Origin of the sequence: Aquitalea pelogenes, from assembly GCF_001515305.1 — a bacterium.
GTDB classification, from domain to species: Bacteria; Pseudomonadota; Gammaproteobacteria; order Burkholderiales; family Chromobacteriaceae; genus Aquitalea; species Aquitalea pelogenes.
The window spans coordinates 136,214-153,251 of the sequence record NZ_LNQV01000001.1 but is presented as its reverse complement, the minus strand read 5'-3'; the positions used below and the strand labels follow the sequence as shown (position 1 = coordinate 153,251).

At 59.3% G+C, this 17,038-nt stretch carries 16 protein-coding genes, 1 tRNA gene and 1 pseudogene; 15 read left to right on the top strand and 3 right to left on the bottom strand.

Annotated features, from left to right (window positions below; all coding sequences use genetic code 11):
- Window positions 1-97: 97 nt before the first annotated feature.
- The 4 genes from AWT75_RS00795 to AWT75_RS00780 all read left to right on the top strand — a co-directional run bounded on the left by AWT75_RS00795 (window position 98) and on the right by AWT75_RS00780 (window position 2,665).
- A complete protein-coding gene (locus tag AWT75_RS00795; RefSeq protein ID WP_045845657.1) occupies window positions 98-283 on the top strand; it encodes a hypothetical protein in 186 nt (61 codons plus the stop codon).
- A gap of 138 nt (window positions 284-421) precedes the next feature.
- Window positions 422-1,042, top strand: coding sequence for a VC0807 family protein (locus AWT75_RS00790; RefSeq protein ID WP_062786179.1), 621 nt, complete (start codon window positions 422-424; stop codon window positions 1,040-1,042).
- Between the two features lie 396 nt (window positions 1,043-1,438).
- Window positions 1,439-1,515, top strand: a tRNA-Met gene (locus tag AWT75_RS00785).
- A gap of 160 nt (window positions 1,516-1,675) precedes the next feature.
- On the top strand, window positions 1,676-2,665 hold the full coding sequence (locus tag AWT75_RS00780) for a 2-hydroxyacid dehydrogenase (protein WP_062786175.1): 990 nt from the start codon (window positions 1,676-1,678) through the stop codon (window positions 2,663-2,665).
- 11 nt (window positions 2,666-2,676) lie between these two features.
- On the opposite strand, the gene yaaA is transcribed toward AWT75_RS00780, so the two are convergent.
- Window positions 2,677-3,450, bottom strand: coding sequence for a peroxide stress protein YaaA (gene yaaA / locus AWT75_RS00775; RefSeq protein ID WP_062786172.1), 774 nt, complete (start codon window positions 3,448-3,450; stop codon window positions 2,677-2,679).
- A gap of 157 nt (window positions 3,451-3,607) precedes the next feature.
- Between yaaA and dtd the strand changes: the two genes are divergently transcribed.
- Window positions 3,608-4,060, top strand: coding sequence for a D-aminoacyl-tRNA deacylase (gene dtd / locus AWT75_RS00770; protein WP_062786169.1), 453 nt, complete (start codon window positions 3,608-3,610; stop codon window positions 4,058-4,060).
- Between the two features lie 79 nt (window positions 4,061-4,139).
- Here dtd and AWT75_RS00765 read toward each other — a convergent pair whose 3' ends face one another.
- Window positions 4,140-6,134, bottom strand: coding sequence for a lytic transglycosylase (locus AWT75_RS00765; protein WP_062786166.1), 1,995 nt, complete (start codon window positions 6,132-6,134; stop codon window positions 4,140-4,142).
- Between the two features lie 165 nt (window positions 6,135-6,299).
- Entirely contained in the window at window positions 6,300-7,058 is a 759-nt protein-coding gene (gene gloB, locus AWT75_RS00760) for a hydroxyacylglutathione hydrolase (RefSeq protein ID WP_045845663.1), read from the bottom strand.
- Between the two features lie 20 nt (window positions 7,059-7,078).
- On the opposite strand from gloB, the gene AWT75_RS00755 reads away from it, so the two are divergent.
- The 10 genes and pseudogenes from AWT75_RS00755 (at window position 7,079) to AWT75_RS00710 (ending at window position 17,030) form a co-directional block, all read left to right on the top strand.
- Window positions 7,079-7,843, top strand: a complete 765-nt coding sequence (locus AWT75_RS00755; protein WP_045845664.1) for a class I SAM-dependent methyltransferase — start codon at window positions 7,079-7,081, stop codon at window positions 7,841-7,843.
- A gap of 42 nt (window positions 7,844-7,885) precedes the next feature.
- Window positions 7,886-8,329, top strand: a complete 444-nt coding sequence (rnhA, locus tag AWT75_RS00750) for a ribonuclease HI (RefSeq protein WP_045845665.1) — start codon at window positions 7,886-7,888, stop codon at window positions 8,327-8,329.
- Between the two features lie 59 nt (window positions 8,330-8,388).
- Complete coding sequence (dnaQ, locus tag AWT75_RS00745) at window positions 8,389-9,111, top strand: DNA polymerase III subunit epsilon (RefSeq protein ID WP_045845666.1); 723 nt, start codon at window positions 8,389-8,391, stop codon at window positions 9,109-9,111.
- Window positions 9,108-9,790 (top strand): annotated as a pseudogene (gene ispD / locus AWT75_RS00740) (2-C-methyl-D-erythritol 4-phosphate cytidylyltransferase). Before dnaQ ends, ispD begins: the two are co-directional and overlap by 4 nt.
- 5 nt (window positions 9,791-9,795) lie before the next feature.
- On the top strand, window positions 9,796-10,272 hold the full coding sequence (gene ispF / locus AWT75_RS00735; RefSeq protein WP_062786163.1) for a 2-C-methyl-D-erythritol 2,4-cyclodiphosphate synthase: 477 nt from the start codon (window positions 9,796-9,798) through the stop codon (window positions 10,270-10,272).
- A gap of 87 nt (window positions 10,273-10,359) precedes the next feature.
- Window positions 10,360-11,019 (top strand): ribose-5-phosphate isomerase RpiA, encoded by a 660-nt coding sequence (gene rpiA, locus AWT75_RS00730; protein WP_045845669.1) that lies wholly within the window; start codon window positions 10,360-10,362, stop codon window positions 11,017-11,019.
- Window positions 11,020-11,142: 123 nt separating this feature from the next.
- Window positions 11,143-11,847: a phosphate signaling complex protein PhoU gene (gene phoU / locus AWT75_RS00725; RefSeq protein WP_062786160.1), complete on the top strand. Its 705-nt coding sequence runs from the start codon at window positions 11,143-11,145 to the stop codon at window positions 11,845-11,847.
- Window positions 11,848-11,987: 140 nt separating this feature from the next.
- The gene (ppx, locus tag AWT75_RS00720; RefSeq protein WP_233160530.1) at window positions 11,988-13,487 is read left to right on the top strand and encodes an exopolyphosphatase; all 1,500 of its coding nucleotides are present in this window, start codon (window positions 11,988-11,990) and stop codon (window positions 13,485-13,487) included.
- A 3-nt stretch (window positions 13,488-13,490) separates the two neighbouring features.
- Window positions 13,491-14,558 (top strand): magnesium/cobalt transporter CorA, encoded by a 1,068-nt coding sequence (corA, locus tag AWT75_RS00715; RefSeq protein ID WP_062786157.1) that lies wholly within the window; start codon window positions 13,491-13,493, stop codon window positions 14,556-14,558.
- Between the two features lie 123 nt (window positions 14,559-14,681).
- A complete protein-coding gene (locus tag AWT75_RS00710; RefSeq protein ID WP_062786280.1) occupies window positions 14,682-17,030 on the top strand; it encodes a heavy metal translocating P-type ATPase in 2,349 nt (782 codons plus the stop codon).
- Window positions 17,031-17,038 lie beyond the last annotated feature (8 nt).

Sequence of the window (17,038 nt, the reverse complement as noted above, 5' to 3'; positions counted from 1 at the left end):
GGAACTATATTGTTGGCTTATTTGTCAATAACGTGTTAAACCTTTAGATCAAACTAAAATTTTGTCGCAATGATAAAAAAAACAAGGAAATATAAAAATGCAAATCTCTCAATTGAAACCGGGTTACACCGTACTTGAGCATAAAGACAGTGGCGATATCGTCCACTACACCGTCGTCAGCATCCGCCAGGTAGGCAAGATGTTTGAAGTGACATTCCAGTCGGTACTTGGCCTCGCCAGTGCCTTTTACCCGGCCAACGGCTTCATCCACGCAGCCGCCTGAGCCCGCACACCGACCCGACGAACCCGGGTCGATATCAAGCAAAGCACCCCGCCGTTGGCGGGGTTTTTGTTTTCCGGTGCGCGTGACTTGGATTCTGCCGTATCATGACTGCCTGCGTGTTTCCCAGCCCTTTTCTCCATGACCCGCCTGTACCAACTGCTTCCCGAACTGCTTGCCAACTTTGTGTTGCCCTGGCTGTGTTATCGCTGGGCACAACCGCAATGGGGCGAAACTGCCGGGCTGATTACATCTTCCTTGCCGCCCATTGCCTGGAGCGTGGTCGAGTTGCTGCGCTTTCGCCGTATTGATGCGCTCAGCCTGCTGGTACTGGGCGGCATTGCCCTGTCCTTGCTGGCCATCTTGCTCGGTGGCAGTCCGCGGGTATTGCTGATGCGCGAATCCTTGCTGTCCGGTTTGATTGGCCTGGCATTCCTGCTCTCATTGTTGCTGCCCAAGCCGCTGCTGTTCTATCTGGCGCGTGCAACGGTGGCGCGGGAATCGGCTGAAGGGGAGTGGCGGTTTGATGTGCGCTGGCAGGAAGCAGCCTTTCGGCGCGGCATTCGCCAGCTCACCTTGCTGTGGGGCGGGGGATTGTGTGCTGAAACGCTGTTGCGTGCCTTGCTGATCTGGCAGTTGCCAGTGGAGCGTTTCCTGATTGTGTCGCCCTTTGTCAGCTACGGCATCATGGGCTTGCTGCTGGCCGGTACCTGGCTGGGCCGGCGCCGTTTGCGGGCCAGCAGCCACCTGTCGGTTTCCTGAGGGCAAAAAAAGAGGCCGCCCGGGGAGGCGGCCTTGAATTTCCGTGATGAACACTTAGGAGAATACGTGCTGCACACCTGAGGGGTGGCGCAGAACGATTCGAACTGCACTGGCTACCTGTCTGTCGCACGTTCACCGCAAGAACGGTGACGGGATGTGCGGCGGGCTGCCAAGCACTCTTGGGGCAGAAGTGATTGGCGGTAACGCAGGTATAACTTTAGGCCAGCAATGTTGAGAAGATGTGTCATGCAAAGCGGCAAATGTTAATAAGTTTTACAAATAAGCTGGCTGTCATATTAAAAAAATTTTAAGAAACTGTTGACAGACGAATGCCCTGCTTGTACTATGCACTCCTCTTCTGAAGAAACACAGCAGAAGACAGCGACAGAACACTGACGCGGGATGGAGCAGTCTGGTAGCTCGTCGGGCTCATAACCCGAAGGTCGTAGGTTCGAATCCTGCTCCCGCAACCAAAAATAGTCCCGGCGTGATGGTCGGCACTAGTCAGGAAACCCCGATAGAACATCGTTTCTACGGGGTTTTTGTTATTCCAGCAGCCCTGCCGTGCAGGCAGCAGTTGCTCGGGTGGACAGCTTATACTGAAAGCTCATCCATCGCCGTCAGAGAGCCAACATGCGCATTGCTGTTTTCGATACCAAAAACTACGACCGCCAAAGCCTGGATGGTGCCAATCAGCAGTTCGGTCATCAACTGAGCTACTTCGAACCACGACTCAACCGTGACACGCTGGAACTGGTGCACGATGTCGATGCGGTCTGTCCCTTTGTCAATGACCGGCTGGATGCCGAGGTGATTGCCAGTCTGGCGGCGCGTGGCGTGCGTCTGATTACCTTGCGCTGCGCCGGTTTCAATGGCGTGGATCTGGCAGCCTGTCGCCAGTACGGCATTGCCGTGACGCGCGTACCAGCCTATTCGCCCCATGCGGTGGCCGAACATGCATTTGCCTTGTTGCTGGCCGTGGTACGGCGTATTCACAAATCCTATGTCCGGGTGCGCGAAATGGATTTCTCGCTGGACGGGCTGGTAGGTTTCGATCTATATCGCAAGACCATCGGCGTGGTAGGTACCGGGCGCATTGGCCAGGCAACCATTTCCATTGCCAAGGGCTTTGGCATGCGGGTGTTGGCGTTTGATGTATTCCCGCAGGCCGGGCTGGATGAAAAGCTGGGTTTTGAATATGTCACGCTGCCGCAGTTACTGGCGGAATGTGATGTGGTCAGCCTGCATCTGCCACTGACGGCAGAGACGCAGCACATGATCAATGCCAGCTCACTGGCCGGCATGAAGCCTGGTGCAGTATTGATCAATACCAGTCGGGGTGGGCTGATTGAAACAGCGGCACTGATTGCCGCATTGAAGGATGGCCGGCTGGCTGGTGTGGGCCTTGATGTGTACGAGATGGAAGAGGGCGTGTTTTTTGAAAACCACTCGGAACTCGGCTTGCAGGATGACCAGCTGGCCCGCCTGCTGACCTTCCCCAATGTGCTGGTGACAGCACATCAGGGTTTCCTTACACGCGAGGCGCTGGACAATATTGCCGAAACCACGCTGGCCAATGCCACGGCATTCGAGCAGGGCCGGCTGCTGGACAACAAGGTGTGAGGCGGCCAGCCTCAGCCATGCTGACGGCGGAACACCCAGCGCCGGGTGTCTGACTCGCTGCTGTCAAAACGGTAACCGCCCAGATTGAAGTCCTGCAACGCTTCCGGGATGTCGACCTTGTGCAGTGCCGCCCAGCGCGCCATCAGGCCACGTGCCTGCTTGGCGTAGAAGCTGATGATTTTGTACTGGCCGTTCTTGTAGTCCTGGAATACCGGCGTAATCAGCCGGCCATGCAGTTTGGCCGGTTTTACCGATTTGAAGTATTCGTCGGATGCCAGATTCACCAGCACAGGGTTGTCCGACTCGTCCAGTAGTGTGTTCAGCGCATCGGTAATGCGCTCGCCCCAGAATGCATACAGGTTGGTCCCACGTGGATTGGCCAGTTTGGTTCCCATTTCCAGGCGGTAAGGCTGCATCAGGTCCAGCGGTCGCAACAGGCCGTACAGGCCGGACAGAATGCGTAGGTGATTTTGCAGGTAGTCCAGTTGATCTTCGTTCAGGCTGGCCGCGTCCAGTCCTTCATAGACATCCCCCAGGAAGGCCAGTACTGCCTGTTTGGCGTTGGCCGGAGTGAAGTCGGGGTGCCAGTCGTGATAGCGGCCAACATTCAGCGTGGCCAGGGCGTCGCTGATGTCCATCAGCTTGGCAATGTCTGCCGGGCTTTTCTCGCGCAGCACCTGAATCAGCTGCTGGCTGTCGGACAGGAAGTCGGGCTGAGTATGGCGCGTGGTGTGGGGCGGTGTGGTGTAGTCCAGCGTCTTGGCCGGGGAAAGTACCATCAACATGGGGCGTGTCCTTGCAGCAGGGAATGGAGATTGTACCGAAGCTGTGTTGACAGCGGGTCAGGACAAAAGCGCATTGTCTGCATTCTTGCCGCTACCGGAATGTTCAGCCGGATGTCCGGGCGGTTAAAATGCAGGATCGATTACTGGAGATGCGGGCATGCGGGTGGTTGTTCAACGGGTGAGTGAAGCGAAGGTAACAGTGGCAGAGGAAACCTGCGGGCAGATTGCTGCCGGTTTGCTGTTGCTGGTGGGTGTGGAGGAGGTGGATACACAGCAGGATATTGACTGGCTGGTACGCAAGATCAGCCAGCTACGCATTTTCAGTGATGCTGACGGGGTGATGAACCTTTCCCTGCTGGACTGTGGTGCAGAGGCGCTGGCGGTCAGCCAGTTCACCTTGTTTGCCTCCACCCGCAAGGGCAATCGTCCGTCCTACAGCCGAGCTGCGCGGGGGGATATCTCGCGTCCGCTGTTCGAACAGTTTGTAGCCAGCCTGGCGCAGGTTCTGGGTAAAGCAGTCCCGACAGGGGTGTTCGGTGCTGACATGCAGGTGAGTCTGGTGAATGACGGCCCGGTCACCATCTTGCTGGACAGCCGGAATCCGGAATGAGTGCCTGAGCGCAGTACTGGCTGAACGGAAATAAAAAAACCCGCCTTGGCGGGTTTTTTCATGGATGGTCTGCAATGGATTACAGGCCCTGGGTCTCGATGCGGACGCGCTGTCCCGGCTGGAGGCGGATGAGCTGGTTGGCATCGTTCCAGCGCTGGATGTCGGCATGGTTCACGCCAAAGCGACGGGCAATGCTGTACACGGTGTCACCACGTTGCACCACATATTCAGCCGGAACCGCACCGGTGGCCGGTGTTGTACCACTGCTGACCTTGACCAGTGCCTCATCCTGCGCGGAGGGGGCGGGTACGGCTTCAGCCAGCATGGTGTTGCTGGCCAGCGGGTTCGGTTTCACCCGGATGACCTGGCCCAGCTTGACGGTGTTGTCACTGAGGTTGTTATAGACCTTGAGGTCGGCCACGCTCACGTTATAGCGACGCGAGATGTTGAACAGGGTATCGCCACCCACCACGGTGTGCTGGCTGGCTGCCGGGTTGACGCTGGCGAGCCGGGCTTCCAGCGGCTTGGGCGGCGGCGTATTGCCGGAAGGCAGGCTGGGGGCTTCGGCCTTGGCCAGTACCACCGGCTTGCTGGCAGGTTTTACTGCCGGGGCCTCAGCCACATCAGCCACGTTGGCCGATGCCGTGGCGACGGTATTGACTGCCGGAGTGGCGCTTGTAGTGGCAGCGGCTGCAATTGAGGTGCTCGGCGTCACGTTCTTGTCAGCTGCTGCCACAGTAATGGCCGGGCTCGTGGTTTCTGCTGCCGGACGAATGCTGGCTACCAGCGGCTGCGGTTTTGTTATTGCCGGGGTACTGAGGGCAACCGTAACAGGCTTGGCTTGCACGGCCACCGTCGTCACCGTCTGCGGTTTGGCGCTGGCAATCAGGCTGTCGCTGGCGGCAATGCTGTTGTCTGTGCCATCAAGCGGGGTGGCGCCATCGCTCTTGCCGCGCAGTGCAACCAGCAGCGGCCGGCCTGCGGTGAGATTGCGTGAACCGAGCTTGTTGACGTTTTGCAGTTCACCCAGGCTCATGCCATAGCGCTCGGCCACGCTGGCCACGTTTTCATCCGCCGTCGGGGTATAAACCTGCCAGCTGAGCAAGGGTTTGTCCCAGTGCGACAGGTTGTAATCGAACTTGTCGGCCTTGGCCAGCGGAATCAGCATCTGGCGACCGGGTTTGTGCGCATATACCGGCAGATTGAACGCCGGGTTCAGTTCCCTGAATTCGGCGACCGACATGCCTGCCATTTTGGCTGCTACTTCGATATCCATGTGACGGCCGGTGGATACCGCAATGAAGTAGGGCTTGTTGGGGAATTTGTCCAGGCGGATGCCGTATTTCTCAGGCTGGCTGAGGATGTTGCGCACCGCAATCAGCTTGGGAGCGTAATTGCGGGTTTCATTCGGCATCTTGATGTTTTCGTAGGTGGGCTCCAGGCCTGCGGCCTGGGCGCGGGCAATGGCGCGTGCCAGATTGCCTTCACCCCAGTTGTAGGCGGCTAGTGCCAGGTTCCAGTCGCCAAACTGTGCATACAGGTTTTGCAGATAGTCCAGCGCGGCGCGGGTAGCTTCCATGATGTCGCGACGGCCGTCATACCACCAGGTTTGTTCCAGGCCGTAATGGCGACCGGTTGCGGGCATGAACTGCCACAGGCCAGCCGCGCCCACCGGAGAGTTGGCGGTGGGGACAAAAGCACTTTCCACCACGGGCAGGAAAGCAATTTCGGTGGGCATGCCACGACGTTCCACTTCATTCATGATGTGGAACAGGTATTTGTGGCCGCGATCGAGAATGCGTTTGAAGTATTCGGGCTTGCTGCTGTACAGGCGTTCCTGCTTGCGGACGATGTCGGCGTTGACTTCAGGCAGCTGGAAACCTTCGCGTGCGCGCTCCCAGACATTGTCGCCGTTACGCAGCAGGCTGGAGTTCAGCAACATCATGTCCAGGCCGGCTGCCTGTGCTTCATCGACACCTACCGACTGACGGAATGCGCCTGAATCGGCATGCGCCAGCGAGGGGAGGGAAAATGCAAATGACAGCGAAAGTGCCAATGGGGTGATTCTTTTCATTGGGCCAGCCCGGAATTCTGATCTCGGCCGATGCTAAACACCGCCCATGGGTGTGTCAATCGAAAAAGGCAAATCATTTCATGAGCTTTGCGCAAAATGGTCATGGAAAAGCAATCAATTCCGGCAAGCAGCCTTTTAACAAGAATGATCTACCCGGAATGAATTTCAACTGAAGGTGTTTTTCCATTCACGCAACACCGTAAACACTTCCAGTCGGGTTTCCAATGCTTTTCCGGCATGACGGCTGGCTTGCTGTCTTACCGCCGCCACCTGGCTGCGCATGAAGGGGTTGGTGGTTTTTTCCAGACCCAGTTCGGTGGGCAGGGTGGGCAGCCCCATGGCAATCTGTTTTTGATCCAGCAATTGTCGCAGCTGGATTTCGTCATTGTCCGGCTCTACAGCCAGGGCAAACTTGAGGTTGGACAAGGTGTATTCATGTGCCGGATAAAACCGGGTGGTGTCCGGCAGGGCGGCCAGCTTGTCCAGTGAGGCCAGCATCTGTGCCGGGCTGCCTTCGAACAGGCGGCCACAACCGGCACCAAACAGGGTGTCGCCACAAAACAGCTGCCCATGACCGTAATAGGCCAGGTGGTCCAGTGTATGGCCAGGCAGGGCCAGCACATCAAAGGCATATTCATGCCAGTGCACGCTGGCACCTTCCATGACCGGCTGATTGACGCCGGCGATGCTGGCCGGGCCATATACCTGCGCCTGTGGCCAGCGTTGCAACAGTTCGGTCAGTCCGCCGCAATGATCGGCGTGATGATGGGTGATCAGGACGGCCTGCAAGGCCAGTCCGCGCTGCTCCAGATGGGTAATCAGCGGAGCGGCTTCACCGGGGTCCACTGCAAGAGCACCGGTGCCCTGTTGCAAAACCCAGATATAATTGTCGGCAAATGCCCGAACGGGGGTAACGGTAAACATGGTCGGATCGGACTCCTTCAATGATGCAAGCGTTTTCCACGTGGCTGACCACGACCGAACTGGGCCTTTACCTGCTGCAGTGTGAGCAGGCGTTTTTCGATCGGGCGGTCGCCGATATTTTCGGTTTTCATGCTGTGCAGATAGGTCTGCCTCAGGTGGACTTCCTGAGTGCCAACCGCATTCCCTGGCAATGCCGGGCAGCAGAGGGCGGGGAGGCGGCGCAAATCATCTGCCATCCCGAACAACTACCGTTTGAAACCCGCAGCCTCGACTTGCTGGTGATGCCGCATTTGCTGGATTTTACCACCGAGCCGCATCAGGTTCTGCGCGAGGTGGAACGGGTGCTGGTGCCAGAGGGCAGATTGCTGATGACCGGCTTCAATCCGGTTTCCTTATGGGGAGTACGCCGGCTGATTCAGGGACGGGCGGCCATTCCGTGGCGTGGCAATTTTTTCCCGCTGATCCGCATCCGGGACTGGCTCAAGCTGCTCGACCTCGAACCGGTGGCCGGCTGTTTCATGGCCTATGCCCCGCCGTTGTCGCAGCAGGGCTGGCTGGAGCGCTTTGGCTTCATGGAGCGCGCGGGCGACAAGTGGTGGCCGCTGGCAGCTGGTGTTTACGGCATCGAAGCAGTCAAGCGCCAGCGGGGCATGCGTCTGATCACCCCGGCGTGGAAGGCCGCCAAACCGGCCAAGGGCCTGGTGGTGGCCGGCGGCAACGAACGTCACCCCTCACACCGCGAGATGCCGCCAACGGTAAGTCAGTTGCGCGATCCGCAAGAATAAACCTGCTTCGTTGTCATCAACGAAGCCAACCGAACCGAGAACATGACAAGCGAAGATTGTGTCGAGATTTACACCGATGGTGCCTGCAAGGGTAATCCTGGCCCGGGTGGCTGGGGGGCTTTGTTGCGCTTCAAGGGCAAGGAGAAGGAGCTGTTTGGCGGCGAGCATGGCACCACCAACAACCGTATGGAGCTGCTGGCCGTCATCCGTGGCCTTGCCGCACTGAACCGGCCCTGTCATGTAGTGGTCTACACCGACTCGCAATATGTGCAAAAGGGCATTTCCGAGTGGATTCACGGCTGGAAGGCGCGTGGCTGGAAGACCGCCGCCAAGGAGCCGGTCAAGAACGCCGACCTGTGGCAAATGCTGGATGCCGAGCGCAATCGCCATCTGCATGTCGACTGGCGCTGGGTGAAAGGCCATGCCGGTCACGAGTTCAACGAACGGGCCGACCAGCTGGCCAACCGGGGCGTTGAGTCCCTGTAAACACATTGTCCTCTTATTGAATATGGCCGGATCCACGTGTCCGGCCTGAAAGCAGCAGCATGAGACAGATAATTCTCGACACCGAAACCACCGGCCTCGACCCGGATCAAGGCCACCGCATCATTGAGTTTGCCGGTCTGGAAATGATCAACCGCAAGCTCACCGGTCAGCATCTGCACCTGTACATTCATCCCGAGCGCGATATCGACCCGGATGCCGAGCGGGTGCATGGCATCTCGCTGGCCTCGCTGGAAGGCAAACCGCGCTTTGCCCAAGTGGCCGAGCAACTGGCCGACTTCATGCGCGGTGCCGAGCTGATCATCCACAACGCGCCGTTTGATGTGAAGTTCCTCAATGCCGAATTCGACCGCCTTGGTCTGCCGCGCATCAACAAGCTGGCCGCCCAGGTTACCGACACCCTGGCCATGGCGCGCGACCAGTTCCCCGGCAAGCGTAATAGCCTGGATGCACTGTGCGACCGCTTTGACATCGACCGTTCCAACCGTACCCTGCACGGCGCGCTGATTGACTGTGAACTGCTGTCCGAGGTGTACCTGTGGATGACCCGTGGCCAGGAAAGCCTGGTGATGGACATCGACGTGGATGCAGGCAACAGCCAGGGTGGTGACATCCAGTTCGAACGCAAACCCTTGCTGGTAAAGCGGGCCAGTGAGGAAGAGCTGGCCGCGCACGCCAGTTATCTGGGCGAGCTGGACAAGGCGGTAAAAGGCAGCTGTCTGTGGCGCACACTGGAAGCACCGCCCGCCGGAGATGCCACATGAGCCGCTATCTTGCACTGGTTCCGGCCGCCGGTTCCGGCAGTCGCTTTGGTGGCCCCAGTCCCAAGCAGTATTTGCAGCTGAATAATCGCCCGCTGATGTGGCATACCTTGCAGGTATTGAGCCAGGTGCAGCCATCAGCGAAGTGGCGGTGGTGATTTCTCCGGCAGATGAATGGTTTGATGATTTTGACTGGGATCTGCCCAAACTGCGGGTATACCGCGTTGGCGGCGCCAGCCGGGCCGAAAGCGTGCGCAATGGCCTGCAAGCCATGTCGGCAGATGCGCAAGACTGGGTGCTGGTGCACGATGCCGCCCGCTGTTGCCTGTCGGTGACGGCGGTGGAACGGCTGATTGCCACCCTGGCCGACGACCCGGTGGGCGGCATTCTGGCGCTCCCGGTGGCCGATACCGTCAAACGGGCAGATGCCGAAGAACGCATCAGCGCCACGGTGCCGCGTCAGGGCCTGTGGCTGGCGCAAACGCCACAGATGTTCCGCGCCGGCCTGCTTGGGACTGCCTTGCAGGCTGCCGAAGCCGCTGATGTCACTGACGAAGCCTCGGCTATCGAGCACTATGGCCACAAGCCCCGCCTGGTGGATGGCGATGCCCAGAACTTCAAGGTGACTTACCCGCGCGACCTGGCACTGGCCCGGGCGATTCTGGCTTCACGAAAGGACTGAACTCCATGTTCCGAGTCGGACAAGGTTACGATGTACACCAACTGGTGGAAGGCCGCCCGCTGATTCTGGGTGGCGTCACCATTCCGCATACACACGGCCTGCTGGGCCATTCCGATGCCGACGCGCTGTTGCACGCCATCACCGATGCGCTGCTGGGCGCTGCCGCCCTGGGCGATATCGGCCGCCACTTCCCGGATACCGACGAGCGCTTCAAAGGGGCTGACAGCCGCGTGCTGCTGCGCGAGTCCGTTGCCCGCGTGCGTGCCGCGGGCTGGCAGGTGGTGAATGTGGATGCCACCCTGATTGCCCAGCGTCCGAAGCTTGCGCCCCATATCGACGCCATGTGCGCGACGATTGCCGCCGACCTGGGCATTGCCGTGAACGCGGTCAATGTGAAGGGCAAGACCAACGAAAAACTGGGCTATCTGGGCCGTGCCGAAGCGATCGAAGCCCAGGCCATCTGCCTGCTGATGCCGCAGTAATGAGCCTGCTCGCACCGACAGATGGCTGTCGTTGTGGGATAATCGGCACCGGACATGCAATCGAACTCACCTGATGGAGCAAATACTATGCTGACCCAAGACCAACTCAAGCTGGCCGTTGCCCGTAAAGCGCTGGAATTCGTGCCGGAAGACTGCATTATCGGCGTGGGCACCGGTAGTACCGTCAATCTGTTTATCCAGGAACTGGCCACCATCAAGGGCCGACTCAAAGGCGCTGTTTCCAGTTCTGAGGCATCCACCGCCCGTCTGAAGGCCCTGCACATTCCGGTGTTCGAACTGAACGATGTGGAAAAGCTCGAGGTGTATATCGACGGTGCCGATGAAATCAACCATCACCTGCACATGATCAAGGGTGGCGGCGCCGCCCTGACCCGTGAAAAGATCGTGGCCAGCGTCGCCGAACAGTTTGTCTGCATTGCAGATGAAACCAAGTATGTCACCAAGCTGGGTACCTTCCCGCTGCCGATCGAAGTCATCCCGATGGCACGCAGCTCGGTTGCCCGTCAGCTGGTGGCGTTGGGTGGCCACCCGGAACTGCGCCAGGGCGTGGTGACCGATAACGGCAACCTGATCCTTGATGTGCATGGCCTCACCATCAACACCCCGGTGGAGCTGGAAGAAACCATCAATCACATTGCTGGTGTGGTGACCTGCGGCCTGTTTGCCCGTCGTCGTGCCGACGTGCTGGTGCTGGGCCGTCAGGATGGCGTGGAAGTCATCCGCTAAGCCTTTATCCCTGTCAACGGGCCTGGTTGCACGGGCCCGTTCCGATTAAATGTCATCAGCCTGTCATCTGGCTGGCTTACTATTACCCTTTACCCGAATTCCGGATTCGTTCAAGAGGCAGACATGGCAGAACACATCTCCAAGCAGTTCGACATGGAACTGGAAACCATCCGTACCCGCGTGCTGCAAATGGGTGGCCTGGTGGAACAGCAGATTCTCTCTGCCATCGATGCGCTCATGTCCGGAGATATCGCCAAGTTCGACAAGGTGATTACCGAAGATGCACTGGTCAACTCCATGGAAGTCACCATTGATGACGACTGCCAGCACATCATTGCCCGTCGCCAGCCGGCGGCCAGTGACCTGCGCATCATCATCACCGTGATCAAGACCATCACCGACCTGGAACGCATCGGCGACGAAGCCCAGAAAATTGCCCGCATGGGCAAGACCATCTATCAGTCCGAGCGCTACCAGATGCCGCGCTTCCGCGAAATCCGCAAGATGGCGGAAGTGGCATTGGGCATGCTGCGCCGCGCGCTGGATGCCTTTGCCCGGCTGGATGCCACGGCTGCGCTGGAGCTGGCCGAAGAAGACATGCGGCTGGATGACGACTTTGCTGCCGAACTGCGCCAGCTGATTACTTTCATGATGGAAGACCCGCGCACCATCAGCATGTCCATCGACACCCTGTTCATTTCCAAGGCCATCGAACGCATTGGCGACCATGCCAAGAACATCTCCGAATACGTGGTTTATCTGGTGAAGGGCAAGGACATCCGCCATACCTCGCTGGAAACCATCAAGCGGGAAACACTGGGCGGCTGATCAAGCGCAATGACGTAACGGTATAAATGGCGGTAACATCCTCGGTGTTACTGCCATTTTTTATTGAATAATCGATGACGGAGTCAGGTGCCATCCTTGCCATTGGCCCGGACTTCGCAGCAAACCCTCATGCAAAAGGCTTGCCTTTGACCTCCACCCTGCCTACTCCGGATGTGCTGGCGACTGTTGACCTGGGGTCCAACACCTTCCGCCTGCAAGTCTCCCGTGTCGTTGAAGATCAGCTTTATCCGCTGGATGCGATGAAAGAAACCGTTCGTCTGGGTGCCGGCCTGACTGCGGACAAATACCTGGACGAAGTCACGCAAGAGAAAGCGCTGGCCTGCATGGCACGCTTTGGTGAACGTCTGCGGGGTTTCAATCCCCGCCAGGTGCGCATTGTGGGCACCAATACACTGCGCGTGGCGAAGAACTCAGCCGAATTCATCCAGCGTGCCGAAGCATTGCTGGGCTTTCCGATTGAAATCATTGCCGGGCGGGAAGAAGCGCGGCTGGTGTATATCGGTGCTGCACATTCGCTGCCTGCCACCAAGGAGAAGCGCCTGGTGGTGGATATTGGCGGCGGCTCCACCGAATTTGTCATCGGCAGCCAGTTCAAGGCCCATGTGACCGAAAGCCTGCCGCTGGGTTGTGTCAGTTACAGCCTGCGCTATTTTGCCGATGGCAAGCTCAGCCGCAGCAACTTTGCCGATGCCACGCTGGCAGCGCGTAACGAGATCCAGCGAATCACTGCCGAATATCGTCCCGAGGAATGGCAGCTGGCCGTCGGCACTTCCGGCACCGCCCGCTCCTTGCGCGATATCCTGGAAATCAATGATTGGTCTGCGTCCGACATCACGCTGGATGGCATGCTCAAGCTGCGTGCCGAGCTGATCCGGCGGGAAAACCTGAAAAATGTCAGCCTCAACGGCCTGAAGGCAGACCGGCTGCCGGTATTGCCTGGTGGCCTTGCCATCATGATTGCCATTTTCGAAGAACTTGGCGTCAACAAGATGATCGTGGCGGAAGGCGCGCTGCGCGACGGGGTGTTGTACGACCTGCTGGGGCGCCAGCGCGAAAAGGACATGCGCGAGAGCACGGTGCAGCTGTTCAAGCGGCGCTATCACGTGGATGTGGCGCAAAGCGAGCGCGTGCAGGCACTGGCCGAGCGCCTGTACCGCATGGTGGCCGGCGAGGACCTGGACCAGGACATGCTCAAGCGGCTGATCTGGGCGGCGCGGCTGCATGAAATCGGCCTCACCATCGCTCATACGGCCTATCACAAGCACTCGGCCTATATTCTGCAAAACGCCGACATGCCGGGTTTCTCCAAGCGTGAGCAGGCCATGCTGGCCACCATCGTGCTGGGGCATCGTGGCGATATGGGCAAGATGCTGCAAGTGGTTAACGATCCGGCCTTGTGGCAAGCGGTGGTAGCCCTGCGTCTGGCTGTCCTGTTCTATCGCAGCCGCAATACCATTGTTTTACCTGCCGAGCTGGACCTGAAACCGGATGCCAAAGGGTTTGTTCTGACCGTCAGCCAGAACTGGCTGAAAGACAATCCACTGACCACCAGTGCCTTCCGTCAGGAAGTGTCGCAGTGGAAAAATGTCGGTTTTGAACTCGACATCAGTCAACGCTGAACCATGCGCCATGCTCAGGTAAAACAACGGGTGCCCACCTTGGGGGAAGCACCCGGCACGCTGCTGCCGGTGGGCGAGCAGAAAGTGGCCAGCAGCAGCATCACCTTGCTGGAATACGGCCCGCAGCAACTGCACGAAACCCGCTTCGAGACCGTGGCCGACGGTCTGTCCTATCAGCCCAGCCAGCCCGTGCTGTGGCTGAATGTGTACGGCCTGCACGACCCGGCCGTCATGCAGGCCATCGGCGATCGCTTCGGACTGCACCCGCTGGTGCAGGAAGACATTCTCAATAATCGTCAGCGTCCTAAGCTGGAGGACTACGGCGATTATCTGTTCATCGCCACCCGTGTTTTTGATTTCCCGCCACATGGTGGTCGCCTGGGCTACAACCAGATGTATCTGGTGATTGGCAAAGACTTTGTCCTGTCGTTTCAGGAAAAGCCCACCGGGGTGTTCGAGCCGGTGCGCGAACGCTTGCGTGGCGGGCGCGCGGCCTTGCGCAACAAGGGGGCGGACTACCTGGCTTACGGCCTGATTGACGCCATCATCGATGACTATTTCGGCGTGCTCAGCCAGTTTACCGAGCATGTCGAGCGCACCGACCAGATGCTGCTGCACGGGCGCGAGCAAGGCGTACTGCACAAGGTGCAGCGCCTGAAGCACGATTGCCTGAAGCTGCGCCGTTCCATCCTGCCCTTGCGCGAAATCCTGCTGAACCTGATGCGCGGGGAGCACCAGTTGATCCAGCCGGATACCCAGGTGTATCTGCGCGATGCCTACGACCACACCATGCATGTGGTGGAGTCGCTGGAAATGTCGCGCGAAATGGTGGCGGACATGCTGGACTTGTACCTTTCCACCCAGTCGCACCGGCTGAACCTGCAAATGCGGGTGCTGACCGTATTCAGCATGATCTTCATGCCGCTCACCCTGATTGCCGGTATTTACGGCATGAACTTTGAAAACATGCCGGAGTTGCACTGGCACTATGGCTATTTTGGAGTGTTGGGTTTGATGGCGGCGATTGCCATCGGGCTGATCTGGCTGTTTTCACGGCGCAACTGGATCTGAATCCGGACTTCCCGACACACACCGCAGCGGCCCAGGCCCTGCGGTTTTTTATTACTTCACTTGCAGAAACGCATGGTGCAAATATACCCCTTGGGGGTATATACTGCTGGCAAGGAGTCCATCATGAGCGAGATTACCGTTACCCTGCCCATCGCCGGCATGCATTGCGCCGCCTGCGCGGCACGGCTGGAAAAAGTACTGGGCAAGCTGGAAGGCGTCAGCGCCAGCGTCAACTTTGCCAGCGAGCAGGCGCAAGTGCGCTATCAGGGCGGGCAAGGCCAGCTGCAGCAAATCGAGGCGGCCATCAGCAAGGCCGGTTTCTCGGTGCCGCAGCAGCAATTGCAGCTGGATATCCAGGGCATGACCTGCGCTGCCTGTGCGGTACGGCTGGAAAAGGTGCTGAACAAGCTGCCCGGCATGACGGCACAGGTCAACTTTGCCAGCAACACCGCCAGCATGCAGTTTCCCAGCGGCGTGCTGTCTCTGGCCGATGCACAGGAAGCCGTGCGCAAGGCCGGTTTCACCGCCACGCCACAGGCAAATGCCGCGGGCAGTCCCAGCCCGGTACAAACGTCCGCTCAGGATGGCAAGGAACTGGCCTGGTTTGCCGCATCCTTGCTGCTCACCCTGCCGTTCTTGCTCGACATGCTGGCCATGTTGTTCGGCTGGCATGGCTTGATGCTGTCGCGTGGCTGGCAACTGGCGCTGGCCACCCCGGTACAACTTGTCGTCGGCTGGCGTTTTTATCGTGGCGCATGGCATGCCTTGCGCAGCGGCGGCGCCAATATGGATGTGCTGGTGGCGCTGGGTACCAGCATGGCCTGGTTATTCTCCACCGTGGTGACCCTGTCTGCGGCAACACGGCAGCATGTGTATTTTGAAGCCAGCGCCGCCGTCATCACCCTGGTATTGCTGGGCAAGCTGCTGGAAGCCCGTGCGCGTGGCAAGACTTCTGCCGCCATCGCCAGCCTGGTGCGGCTGGCACCGCGACAGGCGCGTATCGAGCGGGATGGCCAGCTACAGGACATCGCGGTTGAACAGTTGCAAGTGGGCGACGTGGTGGTGGTACGCCACGGCGAAAGCCTGCCGGTGGATGGCGTGGTGCTGGAAGGCGAGGCCGCTGTGGATGAAAGCATGCTGACCGGCGAGAGCATGCCTGTCAGCAAAAAGAGTGGTGACAAGGTGTTTGCCGCCACGCGCAACCAGCAAGGCATGCTCAAGGTGCGGGCCAGCAGCGTGGGCAGTCATACCCAGTTGGCGGAAATCATCCGCCTGGTGGGGCTGGCACAGGGTTCCAAGGCACCCATCCAGCGTCTGGCCGACCAGATTGCCGGCATCTTCGTGCCGGTGGTGGTGGGCATTGCCCTGCTCACCTTGCTGGGCAATGGCTGGTGGCTGGGTGACTGGAGCCAGGCCATGATCCGCGCGGTGGCCGTACTGGTGATTGCCTGCCCCTGCGCGCTGGGGCTGGCGACCCCGACGGCCATCATGATGGGGGTGGGCAAGGGTGCCGCCCGCGGCGTGTTGTTTCGTAATGCAACGGCTCTGGAAACCGCAGGCCGCATCGATACCTTGCTGGTGGACAAGACTGGCACCCTGACCCGCGGCAAACCCGAACTCACCACCATCTGGGCTGCTGATGGTGATGAAAACCGCGTCTTGCAAATGGCGGCCAGTGTGGAGAGTGGGTCGGAACATCCACTGGCGCACGCCATCCTGCAACAGGCTGCACAACGCGACCTGGCCTTGCTGCCCTTGGCGGCTTTTCAGGTCGAGGTTGGCCAGGGCGTGATGGCCAGCATCGAAGGACATGGCCATCTGCGGGTAGGGCGGCCGGACTGGGCCTGCAATACGGCCTTGCCTGCAGGCTGGCCGCAGGCCGGCCAAAGCATGATTGCCGTGGCAAACGATGACGGCTTGCTGGGCTTGCTGGCCATTGCCGATACCCTGCGCCCGGAAGCCGCACCAGCGGTGAAAGCCTTGCAGCAAAAAGGGGTGCAGGTCATCATGCTGACCGGTGACAACCCGTCAACGGCAGCAGCCATTGCTGCGCAGGCTGGTATTGCCGATTACCGCGCGGGTTTGCGGCCGCAAGACAAGGCCACGGTAGTGCGCGAGCTGCAGCAGCAAGGCCGCAAGGTGGCCATGCTGGGCGATGGTGTCAACGATGCCCCGGCGCTGGCGGCGGCTGATGTCAGCTTTGCCATGGGTGCGGGTTCGGATGTGGCCATCGAAACCGCCGACATCACCCTGATGCAGGGCGATGTCACCCAGGTGGCGGCTGCCATCCGCTTGTCGCGCAGTACGCTGGCCAAAATCCGGCAGAACCTGTTTTTTGCCTTTTTCTACAATGTTCTGGGCATTCCGCTGGCGGCGCTGGGTTTGTTGAACCCGGTAGTGGCTGGTGCGGCCATGGCCCTGAGTTCGGTATCGGTGGTCAGCAATTCGCTATTGCTGCGCCGCTGGAAATAAACGGAAAG

Coding starts and splice junctions, on each gene's coding strand:
- AWT75_RS00795 (WP_045845657.1), top strand. CDS start 98: ATGCAAATCTCTCAATTGAAACCGGGTTACACCGTACTTGAGCATAAA.
- AWT75_RS00790 (WP_062786179.1), top strand. CDS start 422: ATGACCCGCCTGTACCAACTGCTTCCCGAACTGCTTGCCAACTTTGTG.
- AWT75_RS00780 (WP_062786175.1), top strand. CDS start 1,676: ATGCGCATTGCTGTTTTCGATACCAAAAACTACGACCGCCAAAGCCTG.
- yaaA (WP_062786172.1), bottom strand. CDS start 3,450: ATGTTGATGGTACTTTCCCCGGCCAAGACGCTGGACTACACCACACCG.
- dtd (WP_062786169.1), top strand. CDS start 3,608: ATGCGGGTGGTTGTTCAACGGGTGAGTGAAGCGAAGGTAACAGTGGCA.
- AWT75_RS00765 (WP_062786166.1), bottom strand. CDS start 6,134: ATGAAAAGAATCACCCCATTGGCACTTTCGCTGTCATTTGCATTTTCC.
- gloB (WP_045845663.1), bottom strand. CDS start 7,058: ATGTTTACCGTTACCCCCGTTCGGGCATTTGCCGACAATTATATCTGG.
- AWT75_RS00755 (WP_045845664.1), top strand. CDS start 7,079: ATGATGCAAGCGTTTTCCACGTGGCTGACCACGACCGAACTGGGCCTT.
- rnhA (WP_045845665.1), top strand. CDS start 7,886: ATGACAAGCGAAGATTGTGTCGAGATTTACACCGATGGTGCCTGCAAG.
- dnaQ (WP_045845666.1), top strand. CDS start 8,389: ATGAGACAGATAATTCTCGACACCGAAACCACCGGCCTCGACCCGGAT.
- ispF (WP_062786163.1), top strand. CDS start 9,796: ATGTTCCGAGTCGGACAAGGTTACGATGTACACCAACTGGTGGAAGGC.
- rpiA (WP_045845669.1), top strand. CDS start 10,360: ATGCTGACCCAAGACCAACTCAAGCTGGCCGTTGCCCGTAAAGCGCTG.
- phoU (WP_062786160.1), top strand. CDS start 11,143: ATGGCAGAACACATCTCCAAGCAGTTCGACATGGAACTGGAAACCATC.
- corA (WP_062786157.1), top strand. CDS start 13,491: ATGCGCCATGCTCAGGTAAAACAACGGGTGCCCACCTTGGGGGAAGCA.
- AWT75_RS00710 (WP_062786280.1), top strand. CDS start 14,682: ATGAGCGAGATTACCGTTACCCTGCCCATCGCCGGCATGCATTGCGCC.